General features: G+C 44.1%; 23 protein-coding genes. 10 read left to right on the top strand and 13 right to left on the bottom strand.

Going from position 1 to position 24,512, the window contains the following annotated elements; translation table 11 throughout:
• The first annotated feature begins 176 nt into the window (after positions 1-176).
• Together pyrF and AAEO56_RS12445 are read left to right on the top strand one after the other, a co-directional pair.
• The gene (gene pyrF / locus AAEO56_RS12450; RefSeq protein ID WP_341697392.1) at positions 177-1,022 is read left to right on the top strand and encodes an orotidine-5'-phosphate decarboxylase; all 846 of its coding nucleotides are present in this window, start codon (positions 177-179) and stop codon (positions 1,020-1,022) included.
• A 180-nt stretch (positions 1,023-1,202) separates the two neighbouring features.
• Positions 1,203-2,012: an ABC transporter substrate-binding protein gene (locus tag AAEO56_RS12445; protein WP_341697391.1), complete on the top strand. Its 810-nt coding sequence runs from the start codon at positions 1,203-1,205 to the stop codon at positions 2,010-2,012.
• A 134-nt stretch (positions 2,013-2,146) separates the two neighbouring features.
• Here the strand turns inward: AAEO56_RS12445 and AAEO56_RS12440 are convergent, their stop codons facing one another.
• The 5 genes from AAEO56_RS12440 to AAEO56_RS12420 form a co-directional block, all read right to left on the bottom strand.
• A complete protein-coding gene (locus AAEO56_RS12440) occupies positions 2,147-2,584 on the bottom strand; it encodes a thioredoxin family protein (RefSeq protein ID WP_341697390.1) in 438 nt (145 codons plus the stop codon).
• A gap of 105 nt (positions 2,585-2,689) precedes the next feature.
• Complete coding sequence (locus AAEO56_RS12435; protein WP_341697389.1) at positions 2,690-4,000, bottom strand: HTTM domain-containing protein; 1,311 nt, start codon at positions 3,998-4,000, stop codon at positions 2,690-2,692.
• 253 nt (positions 4,001-4,253) lie between these two features.
• Positions 4,254-4,970 carry a DUF4197 domain-containing protein gene (locus AAEO56_RS12430; protein WP_341697388.1) on the bottom strand — a complete coding sequence of 239 codons (717 nt, stop codon included), beginning with the start codon at positions 4,968-4,970 and terminating at the stop codon, positions 4,254-4,256.
• A 12-nt stretch (positions 4,971-4,982) separates the two neighbouring features.
• Positions 4,983-5,714: a DUF4197 domain-containing protein gene (locus AAEO56_RS12425; protein ID WP_341697387.1), complete on the bottom strand. Its 732-nt coding sequence runs from the start codon at positions 5,712-5,714 to the stop codon at positions 4,983-4,985.
• Positions 5,715-5,842: 128 nt separating this feature from the next.
• Positions 5,843-6,790 (bottom strand): EamA family transporter, encoded by a 948-nt coding sequence (locus tag AAEO56_RS12420; protein ID WP_341697386.1) that lies wholly within the window; start codon positions 6,788-6,790, stop codon positions 5,843-5,845.
• A gap of 77 nt (positions 6,791-6,867) precedes the next feature.
• Here AAEO56_RS12420 and AAEO56_RS12415 point away from each other — a divergent pair, with 77 nt between their 5' ends.
• Together AAEO56_RS12415 and AAEO56_RS12410 are read left to right on the top strand one after the other, a co-directional pair.
• Positions 6,868-7,518: a VOC family protein gene (locus AAEO56_RS12415; RefSeq protein ID WP_341697385.1), complete on the top strand. Its 651-nt coding sequence runs from the start codon at positions 6,868-6,870 to the stop codon at positions 7,516-7,518.
• 206 nt (positions 7,519-7,724) lie between these two features.
• The gene (locus tag AAEO56_RS12410) at positions 7,725-11,171 is read left to right on the top strand and encodes a methylmalonyl-CoA mutase family protein (RefSeq protein ID WP_341697384.1); all 3,447 of its coding nucleotides are present in this window, start codon (positions 7,725-7,727) and stop codon (positions 11,169-11,171) included.
• Positions 11,172-11,233: 62 nt separating this feature from the next.
• Here AAEO56_RS12410 and AAEO56_RS12405 read toward each other — a convergent pair whose 3' ends face one another.
• Entirely contained in the window at positions 11,234-13,285 is a 2,052-nt protein-coding gene (locus AAEO56_RS12405; protein WP_341697383.1) for a YCF48-related protein, read from the bottom strand.
• Positions 13,286-13,434: 149 nt separating this feature from the next.
• Between AAEO56_RS12405 and AAEO56_RS12400 the strand changes: the two genes are divergently transcribed.
• Entirely contained in the window at positions 13,435-13,938 is a 504-nt protein-coding gene (locus AAEO56_RS12400; protein ID WP_341697382.1) for a hypothetical protein, read from the top strand.
• A 1-nt stretch (position 13,939) separates the two neighbouring features.
• Here AAEO56_RS12400 and AAEO56_RS12395 read toward each other — a convergent pair whose 3' ends face one another.
• On the bottom strand, positions 13,940-14,065 hold the full coding sequence (locus tag AAEO56_RS12395) for a hypothetical protein (protein ID WP_341697381.1): 126 nt from the start codon (positions 14,063-14,065) through the stop codon (positions 13,940-13,942).
• Between the two features lie 253 nt (positions 14,066-14,318).
• On the opposite strand from AAEO56_RS12395, the gene AAEO56_RS12390 reads away from it, so the two are divergent.
• On the top strand, positions 14,319-15,563 hold the full coding sequence (locus AAEO56_RS12390) for a T9SS type A sorting domain-containing protein (RefSeq protein ID WP_341697380.1): 1,245 nt from the start codon (positions 14,319-14,321) through the stop codon (positions 15,561-15,563).
• Between the two features lie 90 nt (positions 15,564-15,653).
• Here the strand turns inward: AAEO56_RS12390 and AAEO56_RS12385 are convergent, their stop codons facing one another.
• The 4 genes from AAEO56_RS12385 to AAEO56_RS12370 form a co-directional block, all read right to left on the bottom strand.
• The gene (locus AAEO56_RS12385) at positions 15,654-16,805 is read right to left on the bottom strand and encodes a DUF4274 domain-containing protein (protein ID WP_341697379.1); all 1,152 of its coding nucleotides are present in this window, start codon (positions 16,803-16,805) and stop codon (positions 15,654-15,656) included.
• 20 nt (positions 16,806-16,825) lie between these two features.
• Positions 16,826-17,980, bottom strand: a complete 1,155-nt coding sequence (locus tag AAEO56_RS12380) for a DUF4274 domain-containing protein (protein WP_341697378.1) — start codon at positions 17,978-17,980, stop codon at positions 16,826-16,828.
• A 23-nt stretch (positions 17,981-18,003) separates the two neighbouring features.
• Positions 18,004-18,600 (bottom strand): DUF7822 domain-containing protein, encoded by a 597-nt coding sequence (locus tag AAEO56_RS12375; RefSeq protein ID WP_341697377.1) that lies wholly within the window; start codon positions 18,598-18,600, stop codon positions 18,004-18,006.
• Positions 18,601-18,695: 95 nt separating this feature from the next.
• Positions 18,696-19,250 (bottom strand): DUF1543 domain-containing protein, encoded by a 555-nt coding sequence (locus tag AAEO56_RS12370; RefSeq protein WP_341697376.1) that lies wholly within the window; start codon positions 19,248-19,250, stop codon positions 18,696-18,698.
• 114 nt (positions 19,251-19,364) lie between these two features.
• On the opposite strand from AAEO56_RS12370, the gene AAEO56_RS12365 reads away from it, so the two are divergent.
• The 4 genes from AAEO56_RS12365 (at position 19,365) to AAEO56_RS12350 (ending at position 21,364) form a co-directional block, all read left to right on the top strand.
• Positions 19,365-19,865 carry a hypothetical protein gene (locus AAEO56_RS12365; protein WP_341697375.1) on the top strand — a complete coding sequence of 167 codons (501 nt, stop codon included), beginning with the start codon at positions 19,365-19,367 and terminating at the stop codon, positions 19,863-19,865.
• Positions 19,866-20,033: 168 nt separating this feature from the next.
• Positions 20,034-20,594: a YeeE/YedE family protein gene (locus AAEO56_RS12360; RefSeq protein ID WP_341697374.1), complete on the top strand. Its 561-nt coding sequence runs from the start codon at positions 20,034-20,036 to the stop codon at positions 20,592-20,594.
• A gap of 7 nt (positions 20,595-20,601) precedes the next feature.
• On the top strand, positions 20,602-21,015 hold the full coding sequence (locus AAEO56_RS12355) for a DUF6691 family protein (protein WP_341697373.1): 414 nt from the start codon (positions 20,602-20,604) through the stop codon (positions 21,013-21,015).
• 31 nt (positions 21,016-21,046) lie between these two features.
• Positions 21,047-21,364 (top strand): hypothetical protein, encoded by a 318-nt coding sequence (locus AAEO56_RS12350; protein WP_341697372.1) that lies wholly within the window; start codon positions 21,047-21,049, stop codon positions 21,362-21,364.
• Positions 21,365-21,431: 67 nt separating this feature from the next.
• Here the strand turns inward: AAEO56_RS12350 and AAEO56_RS12345 are convergent, their stop codons facing one another.
• Positions 21,432-22,199 (bottom strand): glycoside hydrolase family 16 protein, encoded by a 768-nt coding sequence (locus tag AAEO56_RS12345; protein WP_341697371.1) that lies wholly within the window; start codon positions 22,197-22,199, stop codon positions 21,432-21,434.
• Positions 22,196-24,505, bottom strand: coding sequence for a beta-glucosidase BglX (gene bglX / locus AAEO56_RS12340; protein ID WP_341697370.1), 2,310 nt, complete (start codon positions 24,503-24,505; stop codon positions 22,196-22,198). Before bglX ends, AAEO56_RS12345 begins: the two co-directional genes overlap by 4 nt.
• Between the last annotated feature and the right edge of the window lie 7 nt (positions 24,506-24,512).

The following is a 24,512-nucleotide window of genomic DNA, read 5'->3' as shown; positions in this document are numbered from 1 at the left end:
GTTAAGTGGGTTGCCCCAAACCCTAATCCAAAAGGTAACTCCACTCATACTGAATGAAAGATTGCTTTGTCGTTCCTCCGCGCAATGACCGCCGCCTAAAGAAATCTGTGGTTATCAGTTTTATTCGTGTTATCAGTGTTCCATAAAATGAGTATTTTTGCACAAATACAACTACCATGACTACACAACAACTATACGTTCAGATTCTAAAAAAGAAATCCTTCCTGTGCATCGGGCTGGATGTCGATCTCAACAAGATACCGACGCACCTGCTAAACACCGAAGACCCGATATTCGAATTTAACAAAGCCATTATAGATGCCACGCACGACCTGGCTGTGGCTTATAAACCGAATACCGCCTTTTACGAAGCATACGGCATTAAAGGCTGGCGATCGCTCGAAAAAACCATTAATTACCTGAACCAAAAGCACCCTGAGATTTTCACTATTGCTGATGCCAAGCGCGGTGATATAGGCAATACCTCGGCCATGTATGCCAAGGCGTTCCTTGAAGACCTTGCGTTTGATTCCGTTACTGTGGCGCCCTATATGGGTAAGGACAGCGTAGAGCCGTTCCTTGCGGTTAAGGACAAGTTCACGATACTATTGGCACTGACCTCTAACGAAGGCGCTTTCGATTTCCAGACGCAAAAAACCGGACATGGCGAATTGTACAAAACCGTCCTTACGACTTCAAAAACATGGGAGAACAGCGACAACCTGATGTATGTTATAGGCGCAACCAAAGCCGAGTATTTCACCGAGGTGCGAAAGATAGTGCCTAACAGCTTCCTGCTCGTACCGGGTGTGGGTGCGCAGGGTGGCAGCCTGCATGAGGTGTGCCGATACGGAATGAACGATACTGTCGGGCTGCTCATCAACTCGTCACGGGGTATTATTTATGCTTCAAAAGGAGAGGACTTTGCCGAAAAAGCAAGGGAAGAAGCAAAAAAAATGCAACAGGAAATGGAAACGATCCTGCTGGACGCACAACTGGCGAAGGCGCTAAACATTATATAAGCCATCCTCAATATTTAACCACATAGGCACATAGCTTTAGAAGTTAATCTTAAAATCCAATCACAGTGACACAGACCTGAAGCTTCGCTTCACTATGTGCAGATATATCTCCTTAACTATCAATAATCACTGTAAATCCTATGTATCTATGTGGTTAGTTAAAAATCAGTTACTATTTCAATGAAAACCTACACCGACCAGACCGGGCATACCATAACGCTTGCCGCTACACCGAAACGTATCGTATCACTCGTCCCTTCGCAAACCGAACTGCTGTTTGACCTGGGACTGGAAGACAGTCTCGTTGGCATCACCAAATTCTGCGTGCACCCTTACCATTTGAAATCGACCAAAAAGATCATCGGTGGGACAAAGAAAGTCCATTACGAAAAGATACGCCTGCTACAGCCCGACATCATCATTGCCAATAAAGAAGAAAATACTGAAGAGATCGTCAACGCACTGCGGGAGATCTCCCCTGTATGGACCAGCGACATTATTACGCTGCAGGACAGCCTCGATATGATAACCGAATTCGGTAAGATATTCTCCGTACGCACTGCTGCCGCACAATGGATCGACAAGATAAACTACGCTTTAGCTGATTTCCAAAAATTCATGGTAGGTAAGGAGTGGCTCAAAACGGCCTACTTTATTTGGAAAGAGCCTTATATGGCGGCAGGGCACAGCACCTTCATCAACGAGATGATGAAGCTCAACCATTTTACCAATATCTACGAGGGCAGGGAAGAGCGTTACCCCGAAGTCATCGTGCAGAAAATGCGCATACAGGGTGACCCGGATGTAGTGTTGCTTTCATCGGAACCCTATCCCTTTAAAGACGAAGATGCCTTCGAACTGGGCAGGCATACGCACCACGCGAAAACCGTTTTTGTAGATGGCGAGATGTTCTCGTGGTACGGCAGCAGGCTGGTAAAGGCGTTTGCTTATTTTAAGCAATTGCAGCAAAGAATAGAGGAGCCGGTTTAGATAAAAATCTTTAGCCACGAATTACACGAATTTCCACAAATTTTAAGTTGTGGCTAATAGAAGTCACTCTAAAGAATTAGTGAAAATTTGTGTAATTCGTGGCTAAAAAAACTTGCCACGGAAGTGGCAAAAAATTACTTCCTCATCCTCCTGAACAGGAAAATATATTCTTCAGCGGTATCAAAATCCTCGTACCCAATTTTACCGATAACTTTGCCATACTTGTCCAGCGTTACGATAAAAGGGAAAAAACCGTCGCGGTTATATTTTTCGGTAAGGATCATTTTCTGGTCATTCACGTTCACCGGTTCGGGGTCGCCTTTCTTTTGGAGGAAATCGGCGCGAAGCAGTACCCAGTCCTTTTGGGCAGCAGCTTTAAATTCGGGCGTCTGCCAAACCTTTTTCTCCAGTTCCATGCAGGGTATGCACCAGTCGGACCCGGAAAAAACAAGCAGTATATTTTTATTGAAGGCCACAGCTTTGCGCTTGGCGGTTTCAAAATCGGTATTCCATTCCTGCGAAAATCCCACAGCATGTGCCAGTAAGCATACTAAAATAAGGCTCTTTCTCACGTCTTCATTTTTTTGCAAAAGTAACAAAGTAATCAGTTTAAAATACTGGTACTTAGCTAAATTTTATAATATAATTTTTTTGGCTGTGAAGTTTCTGTGGCAAACTTAATTATCGCCCGTAAGTATCCATTTGTTATGGAAAAAAGGATCCCATTCGGCGGTTGCCAGATCAGTATCAGGGTCTATTAGCAATTGCTTTACCCCATTGTTTATTGATGTCCAGGCTTCCACATATATAGCAACTTTAATTCCTTTTTCGGCATACTCTTTTTTAATATGCTGAGCCATCTGCCATATCATGTCGGGCTTACCGTTCAGGGATTCTGACTGTGCTTTCGTAAGGGAAGAGCGCTTGTCGTAAACAAACTTTTTATTGTTAGTAAGGTCAGTAACTAAGAAATCGGTAGTGCCCTTTTTCCGTTTCAGCATCATGCGCCAGCTAAGGCGATGGCCTTCTTCTGTAAACATTACGTCTCCTTCAATAAAATAATGCCTTACCGGCAATGCCAGCTGTAAAAGGAAGTAGGGGAGGAAAAAGTAAAGCAGTATCCTTTTGTCTTTTAAAGAAAGTGGTACCTCTTCGGGTTCTATAAGGGGGCGTTGCCTGAAAAATAGTTTCCTAATGGTATTGGGAGGGTAAAAGAAAACAAGCGTGCTTAATGCAAACAATGGGAATACGCCGATATTGAGTGTAAGCCAGTTGAACGTGTGAAAAATGATAGCCGCTATAAGTGCTATAGTACGTGTCTTTCTGTATAGCAGGAGCGGTACAATAAACAGGTCAAAGGCAATACCCGCCCATGCAAAAAGCACCTGAAACCATTTTGCATGAAATAATACGCCTGTATGCCGCCCGGCGCTCGGCTCCAGCAGTATACCTGCAAAAGTACCGTCCATCCATCCGGGATAAAATTTGGCAATTGCCGCAAAAAAATACACAATTGCTATCTGTAGTAACACTACATAACGACACCATGCGGGCATAGTATAGGTCCTGATGGAAGGATTGGTCCTGCTGTCCACCGATGCATAAGTATTTGCCGGAAGGAAAAGCATTATGACACACATCAGGATCAGCAGGTAGTGATGATTGTTATAGGTAGTTTTCTGCATAAGGTAGACCCCTGTCCAAAGTATGCCAAAACCCGCAAGGGCCATCCTGTAGCGGAAACCGATGGCCACCATAACCGCAAAAACGCACATGGCAGCATAATACCAATACATTCCATTGCCCGGCAGCGGCTGCAGCCATTCTATCCAGATAAATGAAAATGTGAATTTTGGCCTGACAAACTGATGCTCCACCCAGCCGAATGCGATATGCTTTGATGCCTGCCATAATAAAATGAAGCCAAAGATAATCCTGAAGACAATCAGTGGGGAGTTATCGATCTGCTGTTGTAACCGTCTTATCATGCAAAGCAAAAATAAGGAATAAGCTTTATAAATGCATAGCGCTGCTTAAAAACTCAAGTTTGGGTGGGCAATTCATTCGGCGTAGGGGACGGGGCCTAAAAATAAAAAATGCCGGCATCTTCATACCGGCATTCTTCTAACTAACCCTAACCAAATGTGAGAAAACCATTTATTGAATGCAAATTACTCAAAAATATTATTCCCTAATGTTAAGGCTATGTTATTTATATCCTGTTGATAACTAATTTTTTAGCTACTTGTTGTCCTGTTGCGCGAACACTCTTTTCAGCAGGTCGGAAGTCCTTGCATTGATGTTGGTGCGTATTTCTTTTTCTTCTACTGAAATCATTTTATATACCCCTTCCAACGCTTTTGTGGTCACATAATCGGTTAGGTCGGGATTTACTTTCTGTACCAATGGCACCTTGTTGTACTGTGTGATGATATTACTCCAAACCTTATCGGCACCCACTTTACTGAATGACGATTTTATCACCGGGTTGAATTTTGTATACAGCTGCGATGTAGTCTGTCCTTTAAGGTAGGTTGTAGCGGCTTCATTGTTACCCAGCAATATATTTTTGGCATCATTAAAAGTAATATTTTTCACTGCCGAAACGAATATAGGCGTAGCTTCTTTCACCGCATCTTCAGCGGCACGGTTCATCATTTTAAGGCCTTCGTCTGCCAGGCTGCCCAAACCTATGTCACGTAGCGTCTTATCTACTTTCTGCAATTCGGCAGGCAGGAGGATCTTTACCAACTGGTTCTTATAATAGCCATCGGTCTTAGTGAGTTTGCTTACCTGCTTGTCGATCCCTTTATCAAGCGCTTCCCTGAGTCCGGCTGCAATATCGGCGTTGGATAATGTGCCCAGCTGCTGGGGAAGTTGCGAGGCTACCTGCTGTAGTTCGGCACACCCGGAAAGCGTGAGGCATAAGGCAAATAAAGGCAGGATAAGTTTTTTCATAAGAAGGTAAGTTTACTTTTTGTCCTGTAAAGCAAATACTTTTTTAAGTAAATCGGAAGTCCTGGATGATAAATTTGTCCTAATATTTTTCTCTTCTACTGTGATCATTTTGAATACGCCGTCAAGCGCCTTGTTGGTCACATAATCGGTCAGGTCAGGGTTTACCTTGCTTACCAGCGGAAGCGCGTTGTACTTGCTGATGATATTGGCCCAAACCGCATCGGCACCTACTTTGCTCAGCGATGTTTTTACAACCGGGCTGAATTTGCCGTATAGCGGAGATGTTGTAGTTTTTTGAAGGTAAGTAGTAGCCGAGTTATCAGCACCCATAAGGATGTTCTTCGCATCAGTAATGGCCATTTTAGTAATGGCATCCACAAAGATAGGGGTAGCTTCTTTCACAGCATCTTCTGCGGCGCGGTTCAGGACTTTGATACCTTCATCAGCAAGGTTGGCCATTCCCATCTGCCTTAGTTTTTTGTCTACTTTCTGGAGCTCTTCCGGTAAAAGGATCTTTACAGCCTCGTTCTTATAAAAGCCGTCTGTAGCGGTCAGTTTGGTTACTTCTTTGGTCACACCATTGTTCAGGGCTTCTTTAAGTGCTTTGCCTATATCGGCATTACTGAACGATGATTTCCCGCCGGAAAGCATGTCTTTGCCTTTCCCTACAAGGTCTTTTAATTGTGCATTGGCACCTGTTGCTATCGTCGTGATAAGAAATAGGGAGAGAAGTATCTTTTTCATAATTTTTTAAGTTTTTTTTAAGTTTTTTTTAAGGTAAACAAAAACCGTTCCGAATTATTGTCAAACCACGGTAAACATATAGATTTATACGGTGAACCGGAAGGTGTTTGTTATCCTTTTTGTAAAAATTACGTAGTTGATTTTACAAAAGACCGCACATTAAATAATAGTATCGAAACCAGTATTAATGAGTACGCTGCTATTTGGAACAGGGTTATCTCTTCATTATAATAAAAAGCCGAAAGCAAAAACCCGATGATAGGATTGATATACAGCAATATCCCTACTGAAGATGAGCTGATGCCTTTGAGCGCGTACAGGTTAAGAAACAGCGGGATTATGGTAAACAGCACTGCAATTATACTTATATAACCATAGAATGAGGCCGCCTGTGGTACCGGGCCGCTATATGCCGGATAAAACGGCAGCAGTATAAGTGCTATGATTATCAGCTGTACGTTGAGCAGTAAAAACTTATCGATACCCGTTATCTTTTTCTGCATTATGAGGTAGAGCGCATAGGTAGCCGCTACCATAAGGCTATAGATTATGGTCGTGAAGTTGTTGTAGGACAGCAGCATGCACCCCAAAACACTGAGCCCTACAGAGGCCCATTGCAATGATGCGAGTTTTTCTTTCAGTATAAAATAAGCGAAAACCGTAGTAAGTATCGGGCACACAAGGTAAGCGAACGATGCCGCGCTCACACTGATGTGGTTCATTACGTAGATGAAAATAAACCAGTTGGCCATCAGCAGCAGTGCACTTCCGAAGGTAAGCAGCAGCAATTTCTTCTTTTGGGCTGAAGGCATTTGCCGAAGGATGCCACGCGTTTCAATGATCGTGTTCCTCCTGAACAGTAATGTGATAATGGTCATGATGGGCGCACAGAAAAATATCCGGTAAAACAGGATATCAAGTGATGGATACTCATGCAGGGGCTTTAGTCCGAAGCTGAAGAATCCCCAAATGAGGAAGGCTGTTACTGCTGCGAGGTAATATTTTGGGAACCGCATGTCGAGGTGTTGAAATTTGCGGGCAAATGTAGGGATTTCAATATGTTTTCGGGGATGCATACTCCAAAGTTTATGATAGCTTTTGCAGGGACAGTCCGTTTAATCATTAAATTAGCAGGTTGCCAAAATTTTTCCGAATGACGATTATAGAAATAGAACTGCTTAGTGACGACCTGAGTGAAACCACCCGGTTTTATAAAAAAGTCCTGGGGCTCGATCCGTTCGCAAAGGAAAAGGATCTGGTTATGTTCCGCTTTGGGGCAACAAAACTTATCTTCAGGAAATCGGAGAACATAAGGCCGGTGTACCATTTTGCTATCGATGTGCCCAACAACCGCTTCGAGGAAGCTTACCGCATGATGAAATGGCGCACCGAAATTATTTCGGGAGGCCCTGCAGGCGATATTGTAGACTTTACCAACTGGGACGCAAAATCCTTCTACTTTCTCGACAACAACGGCAACATACTCGAGTTCATTACACGATACTCCAACAAGACATTCTCAAATTATCCCTTCAGCAGCAATTCCTATATAAACATCAGCGAGATCGGGCTGGTGACCAACAACGTTACCGAACTCGCCGACACCCTCGTAAAAGAATATGGCCTCCCAATATTCCACCGCCAGCCGAGAGGGGATAATTTTATGGTAGTAGGGGATGACGACGGCCTGCTAATCCTGGGAAGCAAAGGCAGGGAATGGTACCCGACGAAATTCTTGTCACGGTCGTTCCGGACACGGGTGCTGTTTTTTCATGGTGGGAATGTGGGGCATATTGTTAGATAGCATTAATTTTTTTTTGGCCGTGCCCCTGCGGGTCGGGCTATACGCTCTATCTGCCTTCGTGCCTCGGCAGGATGCCGCTTCTATCCCGCACGTTCGTCCACACGATAAGAGGGTTATCTTTTCCGATATAAATATTTTCTGTTACTATTGCGTTTGAAATTTTTAATAAATACGTAAATTGCGCTCTCAAAATTGAATAATTCATAATGGAGCAAGCTGTACCTTATATTCCTAAGAACAAAGTAAGAATCGTTACTGCCGCGTCGCTTTTTGACGGGCACGATGCCGCCATCAACATCATGCGACGCATCATCCAGGCCACGGGCGTCGAGGTGATCCATCTTGGGCACGACCGCAGTGTGGAGGAAGTGGTGAACACTGCCATCCAGGAAGATGCTAACGCGATCGCGATGACCTCCTACCAGGGTGGGCACAACGAATATTTTAAATACATGCACGACCTCCTGAAAGAAAAAGGCGCGGGGCATATCAAGATATTCGGCGGCGGCGGTGGAGTGATACTTCCTGAGGAAATAAAGGAGCTGCACGAGTATGGCATAACACGTATCTATTCTCCGGACGACGGGCGCGAGCTCGGACTTCAGGGCATGATCAACGACCTGGTAAAACAGGCCGATTATAGCCCCCCAGCTCCCGAAGGGGGAGTTGCGGAAGGGTTACGGGATAGAAATGTGAATACAATTGCGAGGCTTATCACTCTTGCAGAAAATAGCCCTCAGGAATTTAACCAATTATTCCATGCCGGGCAGCAAACTCCCCCTTTGGGGGTTGGGGGGCCTCCGGTGCTGGGTATTACAGGTACGGGAGGATCGGGAAAATCGTCGTTGGTAGATGAGCTGGTACGCCGTTTCCTTATCGATTTTCCTGAAAAAACGATAGGCCTTATCTCTGTCGATCCTTCAAAAAGGAAGACAGGCGGAGCGTTGCTGGGCGACCGTATCCGTATGAACGCCATCAATAACCCGAGGGTGTACATGCGCTCTTTGGCTACAAGGCAGTCCAACCTTGCGCTATCTAAATATGTTGCCGAGGCCATACAGGTACTGAAGGCAGCAAAATACGACATCATCATCCTTGAAACATCAGGGATCGGGCAATCAGATACTGAGATATTAGAACATTCCGATGTATCGTTATATGTAATGACGCCTGAATTCGGTGCCGCTACACAGCTGGAAAAGATCGACATGCTTGATTTTGCCGACCTGGTAGCCCTTAATAAATTTGACAAAAGGGGAGCGCTTGACGCTGTTCGCGATGTGAAGAAACAGTACCAGCGCAACCACAACCTTTGGGACAAGAACCCTGACGATATGCCGGTTTTCGGCACGATAGCCTCGCAGTTCAACGATCCGGGCATGAACACGCTCTACAAAAAGATCATGGACAGGGTAGTGGAGAAAACGGGTGCTGACCTGCAAACAACCTTCGAAATCACCCGCGAAATGAGCGAGAAGATCTTCGTGATACCGCCGCACCGTACCCGTTACCTTAGCGAGATCGCTGAGAACAACCGTAAGTATGATGAGGTGGCCATGAGCCAGCAGGAAGTGGCCCAAAAGCTGTACGGCCTCTATAAAACCATTGAGAGTGTTACAGGTAAAGTGCCGGCTATCAGCAAAGCGGGTATTGATGAGGCTTCTGTCACATTGAGCGCAGTCGAAATGCAGGACGATAAGGAGCAATTCCTTTCACTGCTGCTTAAAGAGTTTGACCGTGTAAAAATGAACCTTGACCCGTATAACTGGGAGATCATCCTGACTTGGGACGACAAGGTGAACAAATATAAGAACCCTGTGTATTCCTTCAAGGTAAGGGATAAGGAGATCAGGATACAAACGCATACCGAATCGCTTTCGCATTCGCAGATACCAAAGGTTGCCCTGCCGAAATACAAGGCGTGGGGCGATATCTTGCGTTGGTGCCTGCAGGAAAATGTACCTGGCGAATTCCCGTTCACGTCTGGACTATACCCGTTCAAGCGTGAAGGCGAAGACCCGTCGAGGATGTTTGCCGGAGAGGGTGGCCCTGAGCGTACCAACAAGCGTTTCCATTACGTGAGCGCCGGACTGCCTGCAAAGCGCCTTTCTACAGCGTTTGACAGTGTGACGCTATATGGCAACGACCCGCATGTGCGCCCTGATATTTATGGAAAGATCGGTAATGCCGGGGTATCCATCTGCTGCCTTGACGATGCCAAGAAATTGTATTCAGGCTTCAACCTGGCTCACCCGCTTACATCGGTAAGTATGACTATCAACGGGCCTGCGCCAATGCTGCTGGGCTTCTTTATGAACGCCGCTATCGACCAGCAGTGTGAGCTTTATATCAAAGAGCACGGCCTTGAAACGGAAGTAGACAACCACATTAACGAAATATACAAAGCGAAAGGCATTGCACGTCCGCGTTACAACGGCGAGCTGCCTGCGGGTAATGACGGCCTCGGCCTGATGCTCCTTGGTGTGACCGGCGACCAGGTGCTGCCTGCCCATGTGTATAACGACATAAAAGTCCGTACGCTGACCCAGGTGCGCGGTACGGTACAGGCCGATATCCTTAAGGAAGACCAGGCGCAAAACACCTGTATTTTCTCAACAGAATTTGCATTAAGGCTGATGGGCGACGTGCAGGAGTATTTCATTACAAATAACATACGTAACTTCTATTCGGTATCGATATCCGGCTACCACATTGCCGAAGCGGGCGCTAACCCGATAACGCAGCTTGCATTTACGCTCTCTAACGGATTCACTTACGTGGAATACTACCTGAGCCGTGGTATGAACATCAATGACTTTGGTCCGAACCTGTCGTTCTTCTTCAGTAACGGTATTGATCCGGAATATGCCGTGATAGGGCGTGTGGCACGTAAGATATGGGCTAAGGCGCTTAAGAATAAATACGGTGCGAACGAGCGTGCGCAGATGCTGAAATACCACATCCAGACATCGGGGCGTTCGCTGCACGCGCAGGAGATCGACTTTAACGACATCCGTACGACGCTTCAGGCATTGTACGCTATATACGACAACTGTAACTCGCTGCATACCAATGCGTATGACGAGGCTATCACAACGCCTACAGAAGAAAGTGTTCGCCGTGCGATGGCGATACAGCTGATCATCAACAAGGAGCTTGGACTGGCGAAAAACGAGAACCCGATACAGGGTTCGTTCATCATCGAAGAACTGACCGACCTTGTAGAGGAGGCCGTACTTGCAGAATTCGACCGCATCACCGAGCGTGGCGGCGTACTTGGCGCTATGGAAACCATGTACCAGCGCAGCAAGATACAGGAGGAAAGCCTTTATTACGAAACACTCAAGCACACAGGCGAGTTCCCTATCATTGGGGTAAACACCTTCCTGAGCTCGAAAGGGTCGCCAACTGTAGTGCCATTGGAAGTAATCCGTGCGACAGAAGAAGAGAAACAATTCCAGATCGATACCCTTGAGATCCTTCACACCATCCATGCCGACAAAGTAACAGAGCAGCTTGCCATTGTGCAGGATGCCGCGATACAGAACAGAAACATTTTCGAGCAGTTGATGGAAGCCTCGAAAGTTTGCTCACTTGGCCAGATCACTTCGTCATTGTTTGAAGTAGGAGGGCAGTACAGGAGGAATATGTAACTTTAGGCTATTAGATATTAGACCAGATTTTAGATAGAAGCCTTCCGGAATGGAAGGCTTTTTTAGGACTTTATAAACTTCTTAGTGTGAACTTTATTTTCTGAATATATTTTTATAATATAAATTCCACTCTCTAGTGGCGACACATCATAAACCCCGGTTGAGTTACCAGCTGCATTTTGAATTAAAATATTTTTTCCTGAAAGGTCAAACATTTCAATTTTATCAATAATCAAATTTTCTGTGCCGATATTTAAATCTTTTAGTACCGGAACAGGATATATGGTAATATTTTTATTTACAGCAATATAGTCTGTTTGTGATAACACTCCAGTTTGATTTCTTGAAATTCTTCCCCAAATTCCGCCAATATAAAGATAACCGTTGTTAAAAGTAATTGTACTTATATCGTGTGTGCCAAATACTGGACTCCAACTTTGTCCACCATCCGTAGTCTGAAATATGACACCCGTTTCAGTAGCAATATAACCTGTGTTGGGAGTAATAAATTTTAAATAATTGAAAGAATAGTTGCTGCCGCCAGGAAGACTATAGTTTTGCCAATTTAATCCCCCGTCTGTAGTCCTTCTTATTGAAGTAGTGCCCAATGCAAAACCATCATCTTCATTTACAAAATTGATATCAATACCATATGGTAAGTTGCTATCATTAGTTGCGTTCCATGTATTACCTCCATCAACAGTCTTAAACACCTTCCCGCTACGGAGGGAATAACCAACATTAGCATTAATAAATTGTAAGCTGTTATTTATTTGATTGGATACTTGTTGCCACGTAGTTCCTCCATTTGTGGTCTTGAAGAGTCGGGCATAATTATGTTGTGAAACGTACCCTATATTTTCATCAATAAACTCAATATACTTAATGTCAGTCATATTCATTCCGGCTCCGCCATTATTAACGGTCCAAGTTATACCACCATCGATTGTTTTGAATACGAATGAACCCGCTGCCATATACCCGATATTCGCATTTACAAATTCTATTTTTGTCGGGGTTATGAATTCACTGGCTACTTCTCCTCTATAAGACCATGTTACGCCTCCATCAGTAGTATTATAGCATTGACCACCTAAAAGCGCAAATCCTTCATTATTGCTTACAAAATCAATACTGCGTGTATCAAAGTACGAAGGTGAATAAGCAGCCCATGCGGTTCCACCGTTAGTAGTTTTAAGTATTCGGCCTCTTACACCGGTGCTGAAACCTTTGTTTGCATTTGTAAAATAAATTCCATTTAAATCCATTTGCCCAATATAAGAGTTGGGTGTATCTACCGCCTGCCAGCTGGTGCCGCCATTATTTGTTTTATAGACCCGGCCTACGTCACCTGCAACATAACCTTTATTTGCATCCAAAAAGAAAATCGACCGGATTTCCATAGAAATATTTTGAAGTTCTGTCCACGTCTCTCCGGCGTCTGTCGTTTTCATCAGTTTACCAAAGCTATCCGAGGCGTATCCATTATTTGCATCAGCGAAAAAAACCGTGATAAAATCGGTGCTATTGTTGGTGGTAAGCTCAGTAAAGTACCAAGTTGCACCACCATCTATGGTTTTCATAATTCGTTTGGAGTTGCATACGGCATGTCCAATCAATGGCGTTATGAAAATAGTTTTCTTAACTAATAATGAAGGACTGACACTTGTATCCGGAATATTGAGTGTTTGCCATGTTACTCCCCCATCTGATGTTTTTACAAGTTTAGTAGAAGATGATAAGATAATATTATTTGCATCCAGTACAGTAACAGAATTGAAAGCCTGAGAGGTAGTAGTATTCATTTGTGCCCATGTTGCTCCACTATCCGTGGATTTCATGGCATATCCACTCAGTCCTGCAATAACACCAATATTATTTTTAAAGTGTATATCAGTAGCGTTAATTAGAGATTGCTTAAAGTGCCAGTTTTGGCCCGCATCAGTAGTCTCCAAAAGCTCGTCTTCAGTAATTATATACCCAGTGCTAGGTGAACTAAAATGTATATCAATGCCGTTGTTATATGATGGAGTCGGATTTAAAAGCTGCCATCCATTTTGTGAAAATGCTGATGTCGAAAGGATTAGACAACAAAATTGTAGTATTCTTTTCATAAAAAAAATTTGATGTAAATATAGCAGATTAAATATTCAAAAATTGAATGGTGACAATGTAATTTGTAATAACCCCGCCATCATCTGCATCAACATTTTTGGCTGCCAAAGAAATAATACCTTCCTTAGCAGTACAAAAAAATTGAATAATGAAAACCATTACCGTTATATCCGAAGGCAGCCGGAAGTTCAATAGTATCGTGAATGGCGAAGTTAAAGGCAGCCTTGTGTATCCGAAATGGTATTCCTCTAACCCTGAGATATGGCTGGGGAAAGACGGCCCTTATATCTTTAAGGCCCAAAACTTTTGGCATACCAAATACAGCCTTACAAAAGATGACAGGCCGCTATTCGATATGCAAAGCAAATGGAACAGCTCTACGGTAATAAGCCCGGTTAAAGAAACGCATCATCAATTTGTATTCCGGGCGAAAAGTATGTTCTCCCTATGCAATACCCTCGTAAATTATAAAGGGGAAGAGCTTTTGGAAATAAGATCTGACTATAGCTGGAAAAAATTTACCCAGGGCTATGCCATTACCTGCGCTGATGACTTTGGGAGTACAGAACAGGAGCAACTGCTTATCCTGCTTTCGCTGCATTATTTCAGGGTCATGCAAAATGCAGCGGCATCGGTTGCGGCCTCGACCTGACCTACATCCTGTCGCAATACCCCAGTAAATAATAAATGATTACGAATACTACAATAGTGCCAACGCAGCCTCCTCCTAATTTCTTTGCGCCCCAGCCTGCAATGAGGCCTCTGAATAATTTGTTCATGGTGTGTGTTTTTAGATAATTAAAATTAGGCACGACATTTTGTAAAAGGAAAACATTTAACTTTTGGTAAAGAGTATTAATGGGGACTGAGTGACATAAAGCGGGGTTAATGTTCGTTGAAATCATTAATCAATAATTAATTAAATCATAACTATCTTATAGGTAATGATTTAAAGTTGTCTTAAACTCTTACGTATTAATTTATTACTGCTAAAAGATTTGCTACCTTTCAGTGGAAATAATCCCTACAGTCATGAACATTAAGTACCTTATATCTGTTTTTTTACTGCTCTTTATCTGGAGTGCACAGGCACAGGTAGCTGGCTGTACCGACGCGCTTTCAAATAATTATAACTCGCAGGCCACAGTAAACGATGGCAGCTGTACTTATAGTTCATCTTCTGTTGGGCCGATAACTTCTGTAGACCTTCCCAATACGGTAGACGAGACCTCAGGCCTTATTAAATTGGAGAACAGACTGGTAACGCACAATGATAATAATGATATCAATCTTTATTCGCTCGACAGCATTACAGGAGCCGTGCTGCAAACATTCCCTGTAACCGGCACATCTAATACCGACTGGGAAGAGATATCGCAGGATGCGCAATATGTTTATATAGGTGATTTTGGTAATAACAGCAACGGCAACCGCAACAACCTTAGGATCATTAGAGTGGGTAAGGCACAACTGATCTCGGGCAATGTCCAGGCGAACACCATTAATTTTACTTATTCCAACCAAACTAATTTTACACCTACCGGAGGCAATAATACCGATTTCGACTGCGAGGCCTTTATCGTTAGCCAGGATAGTATTTACCTGTTCACCAAGCAATGGGTAACTAAGAAAACTAGTGTATATGCCTTGCCTAAAACGCCGGGTACACACGTGGCGCAGCTTAAAGCAACGTACGATGTAAGTGGCCTCATTACAGGAGCGACATATCTTGAAGACAAAAAACTTGTTGTGCTTACAGGTTACAGCACCCTGTTGCAGCCGTTCTTTTACCTGCTTTACGATTTTAACGGGCACGATTTTTTTAGCGGTAACAAAAGGAAGGTCGGTACATCGTCTATGGGTTTTCACCAAATGGAGGGGATCGCGACATCGAACGGAATGGACTACTTTACCACCAATGAGCATTTCGTGCAGGCACCAATAGTAAACGTATCCCAGAAACTGCATAAGTTCGACCTCTCGGCTTACCTTCAGGATTATTTGGAGAACCTGCCGCTGGCAACGCTCCGGAATGACATCCGTTCGAAAATAAGGATATATCCTAATCCTGCAGGCGATGTGCTTTATATCGATATTGACCCGATACTTGTAGGCATACAATACAATTTCATCGATATAAATGGCCGCGATGTACAAAGTGGGATACTCAATAGCGAACGCAACAGGATCGATGTAGGCAGGCTACAGCCGGGCGTATTTATCATTAAGGTGAGTGAGTTCCCTGATTATTCGTACAGGCTGGTAAAGAAAAACTAAACACCGTTGCATTGCTTCACCCAGTAGTTTGACCTGCAGAATGGTAATAGTACAACTAGAACAGAGAAGTCGGGCAGGGCTTATAGTTGTTTAATACATAAACTCAGGTATCGCCCTTTTTATTTTATTCTCAGGCAGGTCGCTTTTGGTCTTATCTTTGAATAAGTCATTTTTAGGATCATATTCAAGCTTTCCCACAGCATATTTTCCATCCTTCATACGCTCCTCGATCTCGGTCATAAGCATAAAAGCATCCCTGTTGATGTCCTCCACTTCTTCGCCAGAGGCATATTGCTGGAAGTAAGTGGGTCCGATGCTCCAATACACCAGCTTTGCAGTCGCAATTTCGCACTTCTCGTGGCGTATAACGGCGAACATATATTCCATATCGTCATCCCAATCAAAACTGTTAGCAAAATTATGCAGGCCTTTTGCCGATTTCAGCTTGTTTACCTTTTTGTGAATGGCCGCAACCTGCTTATCGCGGAAATGGCTATCTGCAGCCTCCCTCTCGTCTTCGCCCGTGTTGCCGTAACGCACCAACAGGTCGTTCGCCATGCTGCCAATCTGGGTGTCACGGGCTTTGGCGAATTTCTGAAGTGTCGCCGTCAATTCAGGGTAAGCAGGGGCGCTGTCGCTCCATAGCGCCCTCATGGCAGTGAAGTGGTATGCACTGCGGTCCGGCTTCAGGTTAAAAACGATCTCGTTAAAAAATAAACTTATTTTATCAGGCTGTTCGTTAATGTTGGTACTGAATACCTGCTTTATCATATGGTCATTAGTGCCTGTCAGCCAGCTTTTAATTTTATCAATGATGTCGGGTGTGAAATCGACGGCACGTATGCGGCCAACGATCTCAAGGGTTTTTACAATATTTTTTGGCACGAACGATTTTAATAATTCTGCATACCGATCCATCTCCCCGGGTTCTGGTTCAAAATCGTTCAGTGCATCAACACCGTGCAGCTTGTGTGCTTCGAGGATTTCCCTGTCTTCATCAAATACTTTCATTACTGCATCCTGGAAATCACTACAGGCGTAAATTTCTTTCAGCCTGGTGAGGAGAGCGTACAGTTCTTCCGCATCGGTGGCAGTACGTAACTTTACCACAACGGCTTCCTTATCTGTTGGCTTTAAAAGATCATGCAGTGCAAACCAAAATTTACCTTCTCTTTTTTCCAATTGCTGCTCGCAGGTTTTTAGGTCTGCCCCGGAATATTTCTGTAGCTTTTCGATGATCATAAATTTTCAATAAGTTTAAATCAATACATAAATTCCGGGATCACCCTTTTTATTTCGCTATCAGGCACATTGCTTTCGGTCCTGTCGAAGCCATGATCATTTTTCGGGTCGTATTTTAATTTACCCACGGGATATTTTCCTTCCTGTGTTCCCTGTTCTATTTCCCGCTGCAGGCGAAACAGATCCCTGTGGTATTCTTCCACTTCTTCGATAGCAGTGAACCTTTGGTAATAGTTGGGTTCGCTTCGCCAGTACACAAGCCGGGCAGTAGCCATCTCGCATAATTCATGGCGAATTACCGCGAACATATATTCTACATCCTCATCCCAGTTGAATTTATCGGCGAAGGTGAACAGCGCCTTTGCGGTTTTAATTTTTTCTACCCTGTAATGCATACCTGCCACTTCAGCTTTTCGCCGCCTGAGTTCTGCAGCCGCTTTTTCCTCTGGGCTTATCCGCCCGTAGCGCACTAAAACATCATTCGCCATATCGCGAACCTGGCTGTTACCGGAGCGGGTAAGCCGCTGCACAGCTTCCGTTATTTCAGGATATAATGGGACATTTTTACTCCAGAATGTTCTGATGGCCATAAAATGGTTCTGGCTACGGTTGGGCTTAAAGTTGTGTTGTAGTTCATCAAAGAATACTGATGTTTTTTCAGGTTGATCCGTGGTGTTCGACCTCATGGCTTCATTCGCCACATGCGCATTTTTACCCGTTAACAGCTTTTTAATTTCATTGATGATATCGCTGCTGAAATGCCTGAATTCGATCATGCCAAGCATTTGTAAGGTTTGAATAACGATCTCCTGTTCCGCCGACTTAAGCAGCGCGCCATACTTCTCTATTTCTTCAGGTTCGGGGATAAACTCATACATGCCTTCTTTCCCTGTGGGCTTGCATGACATAAAGAATGCCTCATCGTCGTCACAGACCCTGATCCTGATTTCTGAAAATCCCCATCCACCGTAAATTTCCTTGAGGCTGCGGAGTATCGCTAATAATTCCGAGGTGTCTTCCGTGGTACATAATTTTGTAGCGAAAAAGTCTTTTTCTTCAACCGGCATAGTAAGGTCATACAGCGCTTCCCAAAAATTGCCGTTCCGTTTTGCCAGCTGCTCCTCGCAGGCCTTCAGGTCACAGCCCGAATATTTCTGTAATTTTTCAAGTATCATTCTCCAGTCTTATTGTTTGAATCTTAGTCTTTATAATTGAATTGGAAATACAGCACATCGCGCCAGCATTTTTCCGCCATCCTTTTTTTCCATTCGTCCTTCAGCACAATGACGGCAGCGAATACCTCCTCGGCTTTTTCATTTTGCAGGTTAAAAATTTGCGTGGGATGCAGGCCGAACTCCTTTATAAGACCGATCTCCTCACCACGAAAAAAGCAGGACTTACACTCCCTTACGTTCACTTCCTCCAGGCCTTCGGCAGAGAGGTATTCACCGTTATCATCCGTATATAAGGAATAAATTTCGCCGTTTTCCAGTACAATGTGTTCGGCGTCTATAGGGTCTAAAAAGGCTTTCGTTTCCGCCACAAATGCCTCAAATTCTTCATGGTCAGCCATTTGTTTTGTTGCCGATAAGAAATCAAGGATATAATAAAGAGCTTCTTTCCCTTTTGCAAAATCTGCTTTTATGCCCACTTTCGGGTCAAAAAGCGCCGATTCCACTGGTTGCGGATCAAAGCCCGCAAGTACTTTAAAAGCGTAAGGAATAAAATAAGGGTATTCACCAATACTGGTATATCGGCCATTCTTCAGGCCATAGATATAACTTCTGTTTGCCATCGCAAAAAAAATTTAATTATTTGAAATATAAATATAGAAGAAAATCCTTGCAGGTTTGAGGCAACAATTAAATAATTATTAAAATTACCGGGGGATTAACGTTTGCCTAATTTCAGATAACCTAAATGCAGCTCATCTTCAGGGCCTTCCTTCTTTTCTATCCTGATGCTGTAACTCGCTTTGATCTCACTGGAAAACAAGTCTTCTACTGTATGCATGTCGTCTACGTCCAGGGTATATTTTTCGTCCAGGTGCGATTCAGCGCCTTTAAAGCCCCATTGCTTGTAAAACGCTGTCTTTTTGGATTCCTTTATTGCCTTGCCCATGGTTGCGGCAACAGCGAGCATTTTATAATGGTATTCCTCAAACTCCCCGGGGCGGTAGCCGCCAAGGTTCAGGAAGAACAGTTTTTCGGGATATTCTGCAGCTTCTTCCTTGGGAACAATGCTTATGCTGTAACCGTCAACCTGCGTTACTTCGCGCCAGCAATCCACATGCAGCTGGCCGCCATCAGGCCAAAACGCATACATTTCGGATTTAAGTTCAGATACCGAATTTGCGATCCCGAAAAAAATATCGTGCTGCTCCGTAAGCCTGCCTTTTGGCGTGCAGCCCAATAAAACCATATATAGTTTAAGAGGTATTTCCATAGTAGTATAAAGATATTCAAAAAAAGTTTAATATTTTTTTACCAATTTAAATTTTTGGTTCAGTTTTTGAAATGCTACTTTTAGACAATAAAATAACATTAATAAATTAAAATTATGAAAAAGATATTTTTACTATTGACAACTGTAATCGGAACACTCGCTTTTACCGGATGTACCAATAATGATGACAGGGTTGATAACGACACGATAAGCGAAGTATTCGAAGTGGATAATGTCAACTTTATAGCGACAGGGGACTTTAGGGTAACTGTACCGCTTAATCCGTCGATCTATGCGTCTGATGTGGTATTGCTTTACAGGCTTTCAGGTACAACACCTACCGGAAAGGATATTTGGGAGCCGGTGCCTACATCATACACGTTGAATGAAGGTGTACTGAAATATTTCTTCGATTTCTCACAGGATGATATCTCCATCTATATTGAATCGGATTTTGACCCATTGTTAAGGCAGGATTTTTCGCTTAACCAGGTATTCAGGGTGGCAATAGTACCGGGATATTTCTCTCAGACTGTCAATACCAATGACTTTGATGCTGTAATGAGTGCCATTAGCGCCCAAAACGGTTCTGATGTACAGATAGAAAAAAGATAAGAACGAGGATTAATCATCTCACAGGTTCTAATTGAAAACATAAGCAGCTTCCGTAATTGGGAGCTGTTTTTTTTTGCGTTGAAGCGAGAGTGGAGGATGCCATATAAATTCCTTATTTTTGTGCGAAGGAACAAATAACCAAATCCACGAATAAACAAATAAACTACTATGTATAGCTTTTACGGAACATGGCCGTGGTATCTATCAGGCTTTCTTATAGGAGCGGTCATGCTGGCGCTCATTTATTTCGGCAAAACTTTCGGAATGTCTTCAAACCTCCGGAGCATGTGCTCCATATTGGGTGCGGGGCGGACATCGGAGTTCTTCAGGTTCGACTGGAAAGCGCAGCGATGGAACCTTACAGTAGTGCTTGGCGCAGCACTTGGGGGGTGGTTGGCCGTTACCTACCTTAGTGATGGTTCGGGTGTTAACCTGAACCCTAAAACGGTAACAGAGCTCCAGCAAATGCATATTGACGAGCCCAACGGCAAACTGCTTCCCGACACGCTTACAAGCATGGAGGCATTACAGTCGCCAAAAATCCTGGGCATATTGCTTCTAGGAGGGCTTTTGGTAGGCTTTGGTACACGTTACGCCGGTGGGTGTACTTCCGGGCATGCCATCACAGGGCTTAGTAGCCTGCAACTGCCGTCGCTAATAGCCGTTATCGGGTTTTTCATCGGCGGGCTCATTATGTCATGGTTTTTGTTACCATTAATCTTCAATTAAAAGTATCATGAAATTTATAAAATTCTTACTCGTAGGTATAGTGTTCGGTATTGTGCTTACAAAATCGGAAGCCGTATCGTGGTACCGCATTTACGAAATGTTTCACTTCCAATCGTTTCACATGTTCGGCATCATTGGTGTGGCAGTTGTAACTGGCCTTATCGGGGTACAGGTTATAAAGCGCCGCAACATGAAAGACATTAGCGGGCAGCCGATTGTTATAGCGGATAAGGAAAAAAGCTTTACGCGCTATATCGTAGGTGGCATACTCTTCGGCCTTGGCTGGGGACTAGTAGGTACCTGTCCGGGGCCTATTTTTATACTGATAGGAGCGGGGTTCTGGGGTATTGGTGTCGTGCTGCTTGGGGCTTTACTAGGCACTTACCTGTATGGTTTGATAAAGAATAAGCTGCCGCATTAATCAATCAGGGAAACATCTGCCTGAACCTCTTATGAAACAAATCTTCTACATCATCAACTACACTTATTTCATTTGTGTAGGTATCCTGCTCATTTTTACTTCGGTATTTTATCTGGGAGGGAAGGAGCAGCTACAGTTACAGCTTGGCGATTTCTGGAGGTTTGTGCTGGGCAGGATCGCGTTCAATGAAATCATATTGGTTGTCTTCCTGCTGTTTCTTTTTCTCGTAAACTTTTTTTTCCAAAAGTCGGTCGATTTCAGGACAAGGCTGAAGTTGCTGTCCAAAGCTTTCTTATGGCTGACACTGTTATCGGTTATATTTGTATTTGCCAATTATTCTTTTCGATAACCACTCTATTTATATAAAAGAAAAAGGCCGCCTTAAAGCGACCCTTTCAACTAACTGAAATCAAATTTTAGTTGGAATAGACTTTTATATAATCGATTACATAGTCCTGCGGAAATATGCTGTCATCTACATCCGGGCCGCCAAAGTTTCCGCCAACAGCTACATTTAAAATAATATAGAACGGCTGGTTATAAGGCCAGTTGGCTTCGTTTTTATTTTCCGGAGCATAGGAGAAAAATATTTTCTCATCCACAAGGAAGTCAATCTTTTCGGGAGTCCATCGCACCGCATAATTATGGAAACCTTCTTCAATTTCCGGCATCAGGGTTTTATGGCCAAATGCGTTATCCCCATGTCGGTCCTGGAAATGAAGTGTCGTGTAAGCCATATCCGGTTCGCGTCCGATATATTCCAATATGTCGATCTCGCCCGCCAGTGGCCAGCCTTTTTGCCCTATATTAGACCCCAGCATCCAGAATGCGGGCCATATGCCATGTCCTGTCGGGATCTTGGCACGGGCCTCTATATAACCGTATTTAAATTCTTTTTTGCCGGCGGTGGTGATACGGGTAGAGGTATATTTGTCTCCATCCTTTTTTGCCGTAATGGTCAGGAAACCGTCTTTAACGGTATGATTATCTTTGGTGTACAGCTGGCGTTCATTATTGCCCCATCCGCATACGTTGGGGCATCCGTCGCCAAGCTCAAAGTTCCATGCTTTCTCGTCTAGTTTTTTGCCATTAAAGTTCTCTTCCCATATCAGTTTGCCTTTTTTTACCTGTGCGGAAACAGAGATAGCCCCCAGCATTATCAAGGTCATTGTTATTTTTCTCATGGCTTTGCGTCTTTTCCGTAGCTAAATCCGGTTTCAAGGCTTGTTGCCGAGCTTCCGCCCACGAACACCATGAAATCACCCGGTTCTGCTTCCCATTTTTTATTAGCAGTATAAAATTCTATCGTCTTTTCGTCAATTGTAAATGTTATGGTTTTTGTCTGGCCGGCTTTTATTTCAACCACCTCAAAGCCTTTCAGCTCTTTTACAGGGCGTGTAACCGATCCTATTATATCCCGTATATACAACTGTGCGACTTCTTTGCCATCAACATTGCTGTTGTTTTTCACATCGAACGTAACCGTTATGTTTCCCTTTTCTGAAAAAGAGGGACTGCTCAGCTTCAGGTTAGAATATTCAAACTTAGAATAGCTCAAACCGTGCCCGAAAGGGTAGAGGGGGGCATTGCTTTGGTCGATATAATGCGACCAGAAAACGCTCTCGGTAGGTTGTCCGTTGCCGGGCCTTCCCGTAGCCTTATGGTTGTAGTACAGCGGCATTTGCCCCACGCTCCTAGGGAAGCTCATAGGCAGCTTACCGCTTGGGTTATAATCACCGTAAAGCACCTGCGCTATGGCATTCCCGCTTTCAGTACCAAGGTGCCATGCTTCCACTATTGCAGGAATGTTTTGGGCAGCCCATGGCAATGCCAGTGGCCTTCCGTTGGTTAGTACCAAAACGATGTTTGGATTTGCCTTATATACTTCTTCCAATAATTCCTGTTGTACTCCCGGTAACCCAAGTTCACTACGGCTACGGCCTTCACCGGTCTGTAACCCGTGCTCACCCAGCACCATTATAACCACGTCTGCGCCTTTGGCGGCGTTTACAGCTTCGCCAAACCCGCTTTTGTCAGTCATATTTATCTTTGTTTCCACAATAAATTTAGGATCGCCCAAGGCTACATCGGCACCTTTGGCATACACTAACTGGTTGCCTTTATATGCCTGCAGGCCTTCCAGTACTGATACCGCTGTGTTTTCATCGGCACCAATCCTCCAGCTGCCAAGAGGGCTGGTCTTGTCGTTTGCCAATGCGCCGATCAACGCTATCTTCTGTCCCTGCTTTTTTAGGGGAAGGAGATTTTTGCTATCATTCTTTAAAAGTACAATCGACTTCTTTGCCATATCCAGCACACCATCATGAAATTCCTTTTTTCCAATGGTTTGCTGCTCGCGGGCTTCGTCACAATACTTGTATGGATTGTCAAACAGGCCAAGTTCAAACTTAACCCTTAATATGCGTCGTACGGCGTCATTTATATTAGATTCAGATACCTTGCCTTCCTTTACCAGGTTTACAAGATGTTGTATGTAGCCATGTGATTCCATGTCCATGTCGCTGCCAGCGTTTGCTGCGAGCTCAGCGGCATGTTTGAGATCTTTCGCGTAGCCATGGGCCATCATCTCACCCATCGAGCCCCAGTCCGATACTACGAAGCCTTTAAAGCCCCAGTCTTTCTTGAGTATATCGCGCTGTAAATACGCATTTGCGGTTGCAGGTATGCCTTCAAGTTCGTTAAAAGAATTCATGAACGTGAGCGCGCCTGCATCCGAAGCAGCTTTAAATGGAGGCAATACTATATTATGAAGCGTGTTATTGCTTATATCTACCGTGTTATAATCTTTGCCTGACTCGGCAAAAGAGTACCCCGCAAAATGCTTTACGCATGCAGCAAGGTTAAATTCGCCAAGGTCTCCCTGAAAGCCATGTACCCGTGCAACAGCTATCTGGCTGCCCAGGTATGGGTCTTCGCCCGCGCCTTCCATAACGCGTCCCCAGCGTGCATCCCTGGATACATCCACCATGGGTGCAAATGTCCAGTTCAGTCCGGAAGCAGCAGCTTCGGCGGCAGCTATCCCTGCCGATTTTTCTATAGCCTCCATATCCCAGCTCGCTGCTTCGGCAAGTGGTATGGGGCTGATGGTTTTATATCCGTGAATAACATCGTAGCCAAATATCACTGGTATTCCCAGCCTTGTTTGTTCTACGGCAATCTTTTGTAATGCTTTTACATCTTTTACGCCCTTTACATTCAGCATGGAGCCTACCCATCCTTTTTTAAGGTGCTCATATTTATCGGCTGCCACACCATCTTTAGGCGCGGGCCCGGTTACATCCCAAAAGCCGTTATACTGGTTCATCTGGCCCACTTTTTCTTCAAGGGTCATAAGATTCAAAACCGAGTCAACCTTTCGGTCTATCGGAAGGCCTTGTTTTGTGGAGGCAATATTTTGTTTTGTGGAGCCACATCCAAGCGCAATCGCTAGTAAGGCTACCCAGGCATATTTAGGTAAATTATATTTCATTATAATT

The sequence above is a fragment of the Flavobacterium arundinis genome, from assembly GCF_038289855.1.
GTDB lineage: Bacteria > Bacteroidota > Bacteroidia > Flavobacteriales > Flavobacteriaceae > Flavobacterium > Flavobacterium arundinis.
The sequence above is the reverse complement of the archived record's forward strand: the minus strand, read 5'-3'. Positions and strand labels throughout refer to the sequence as shown.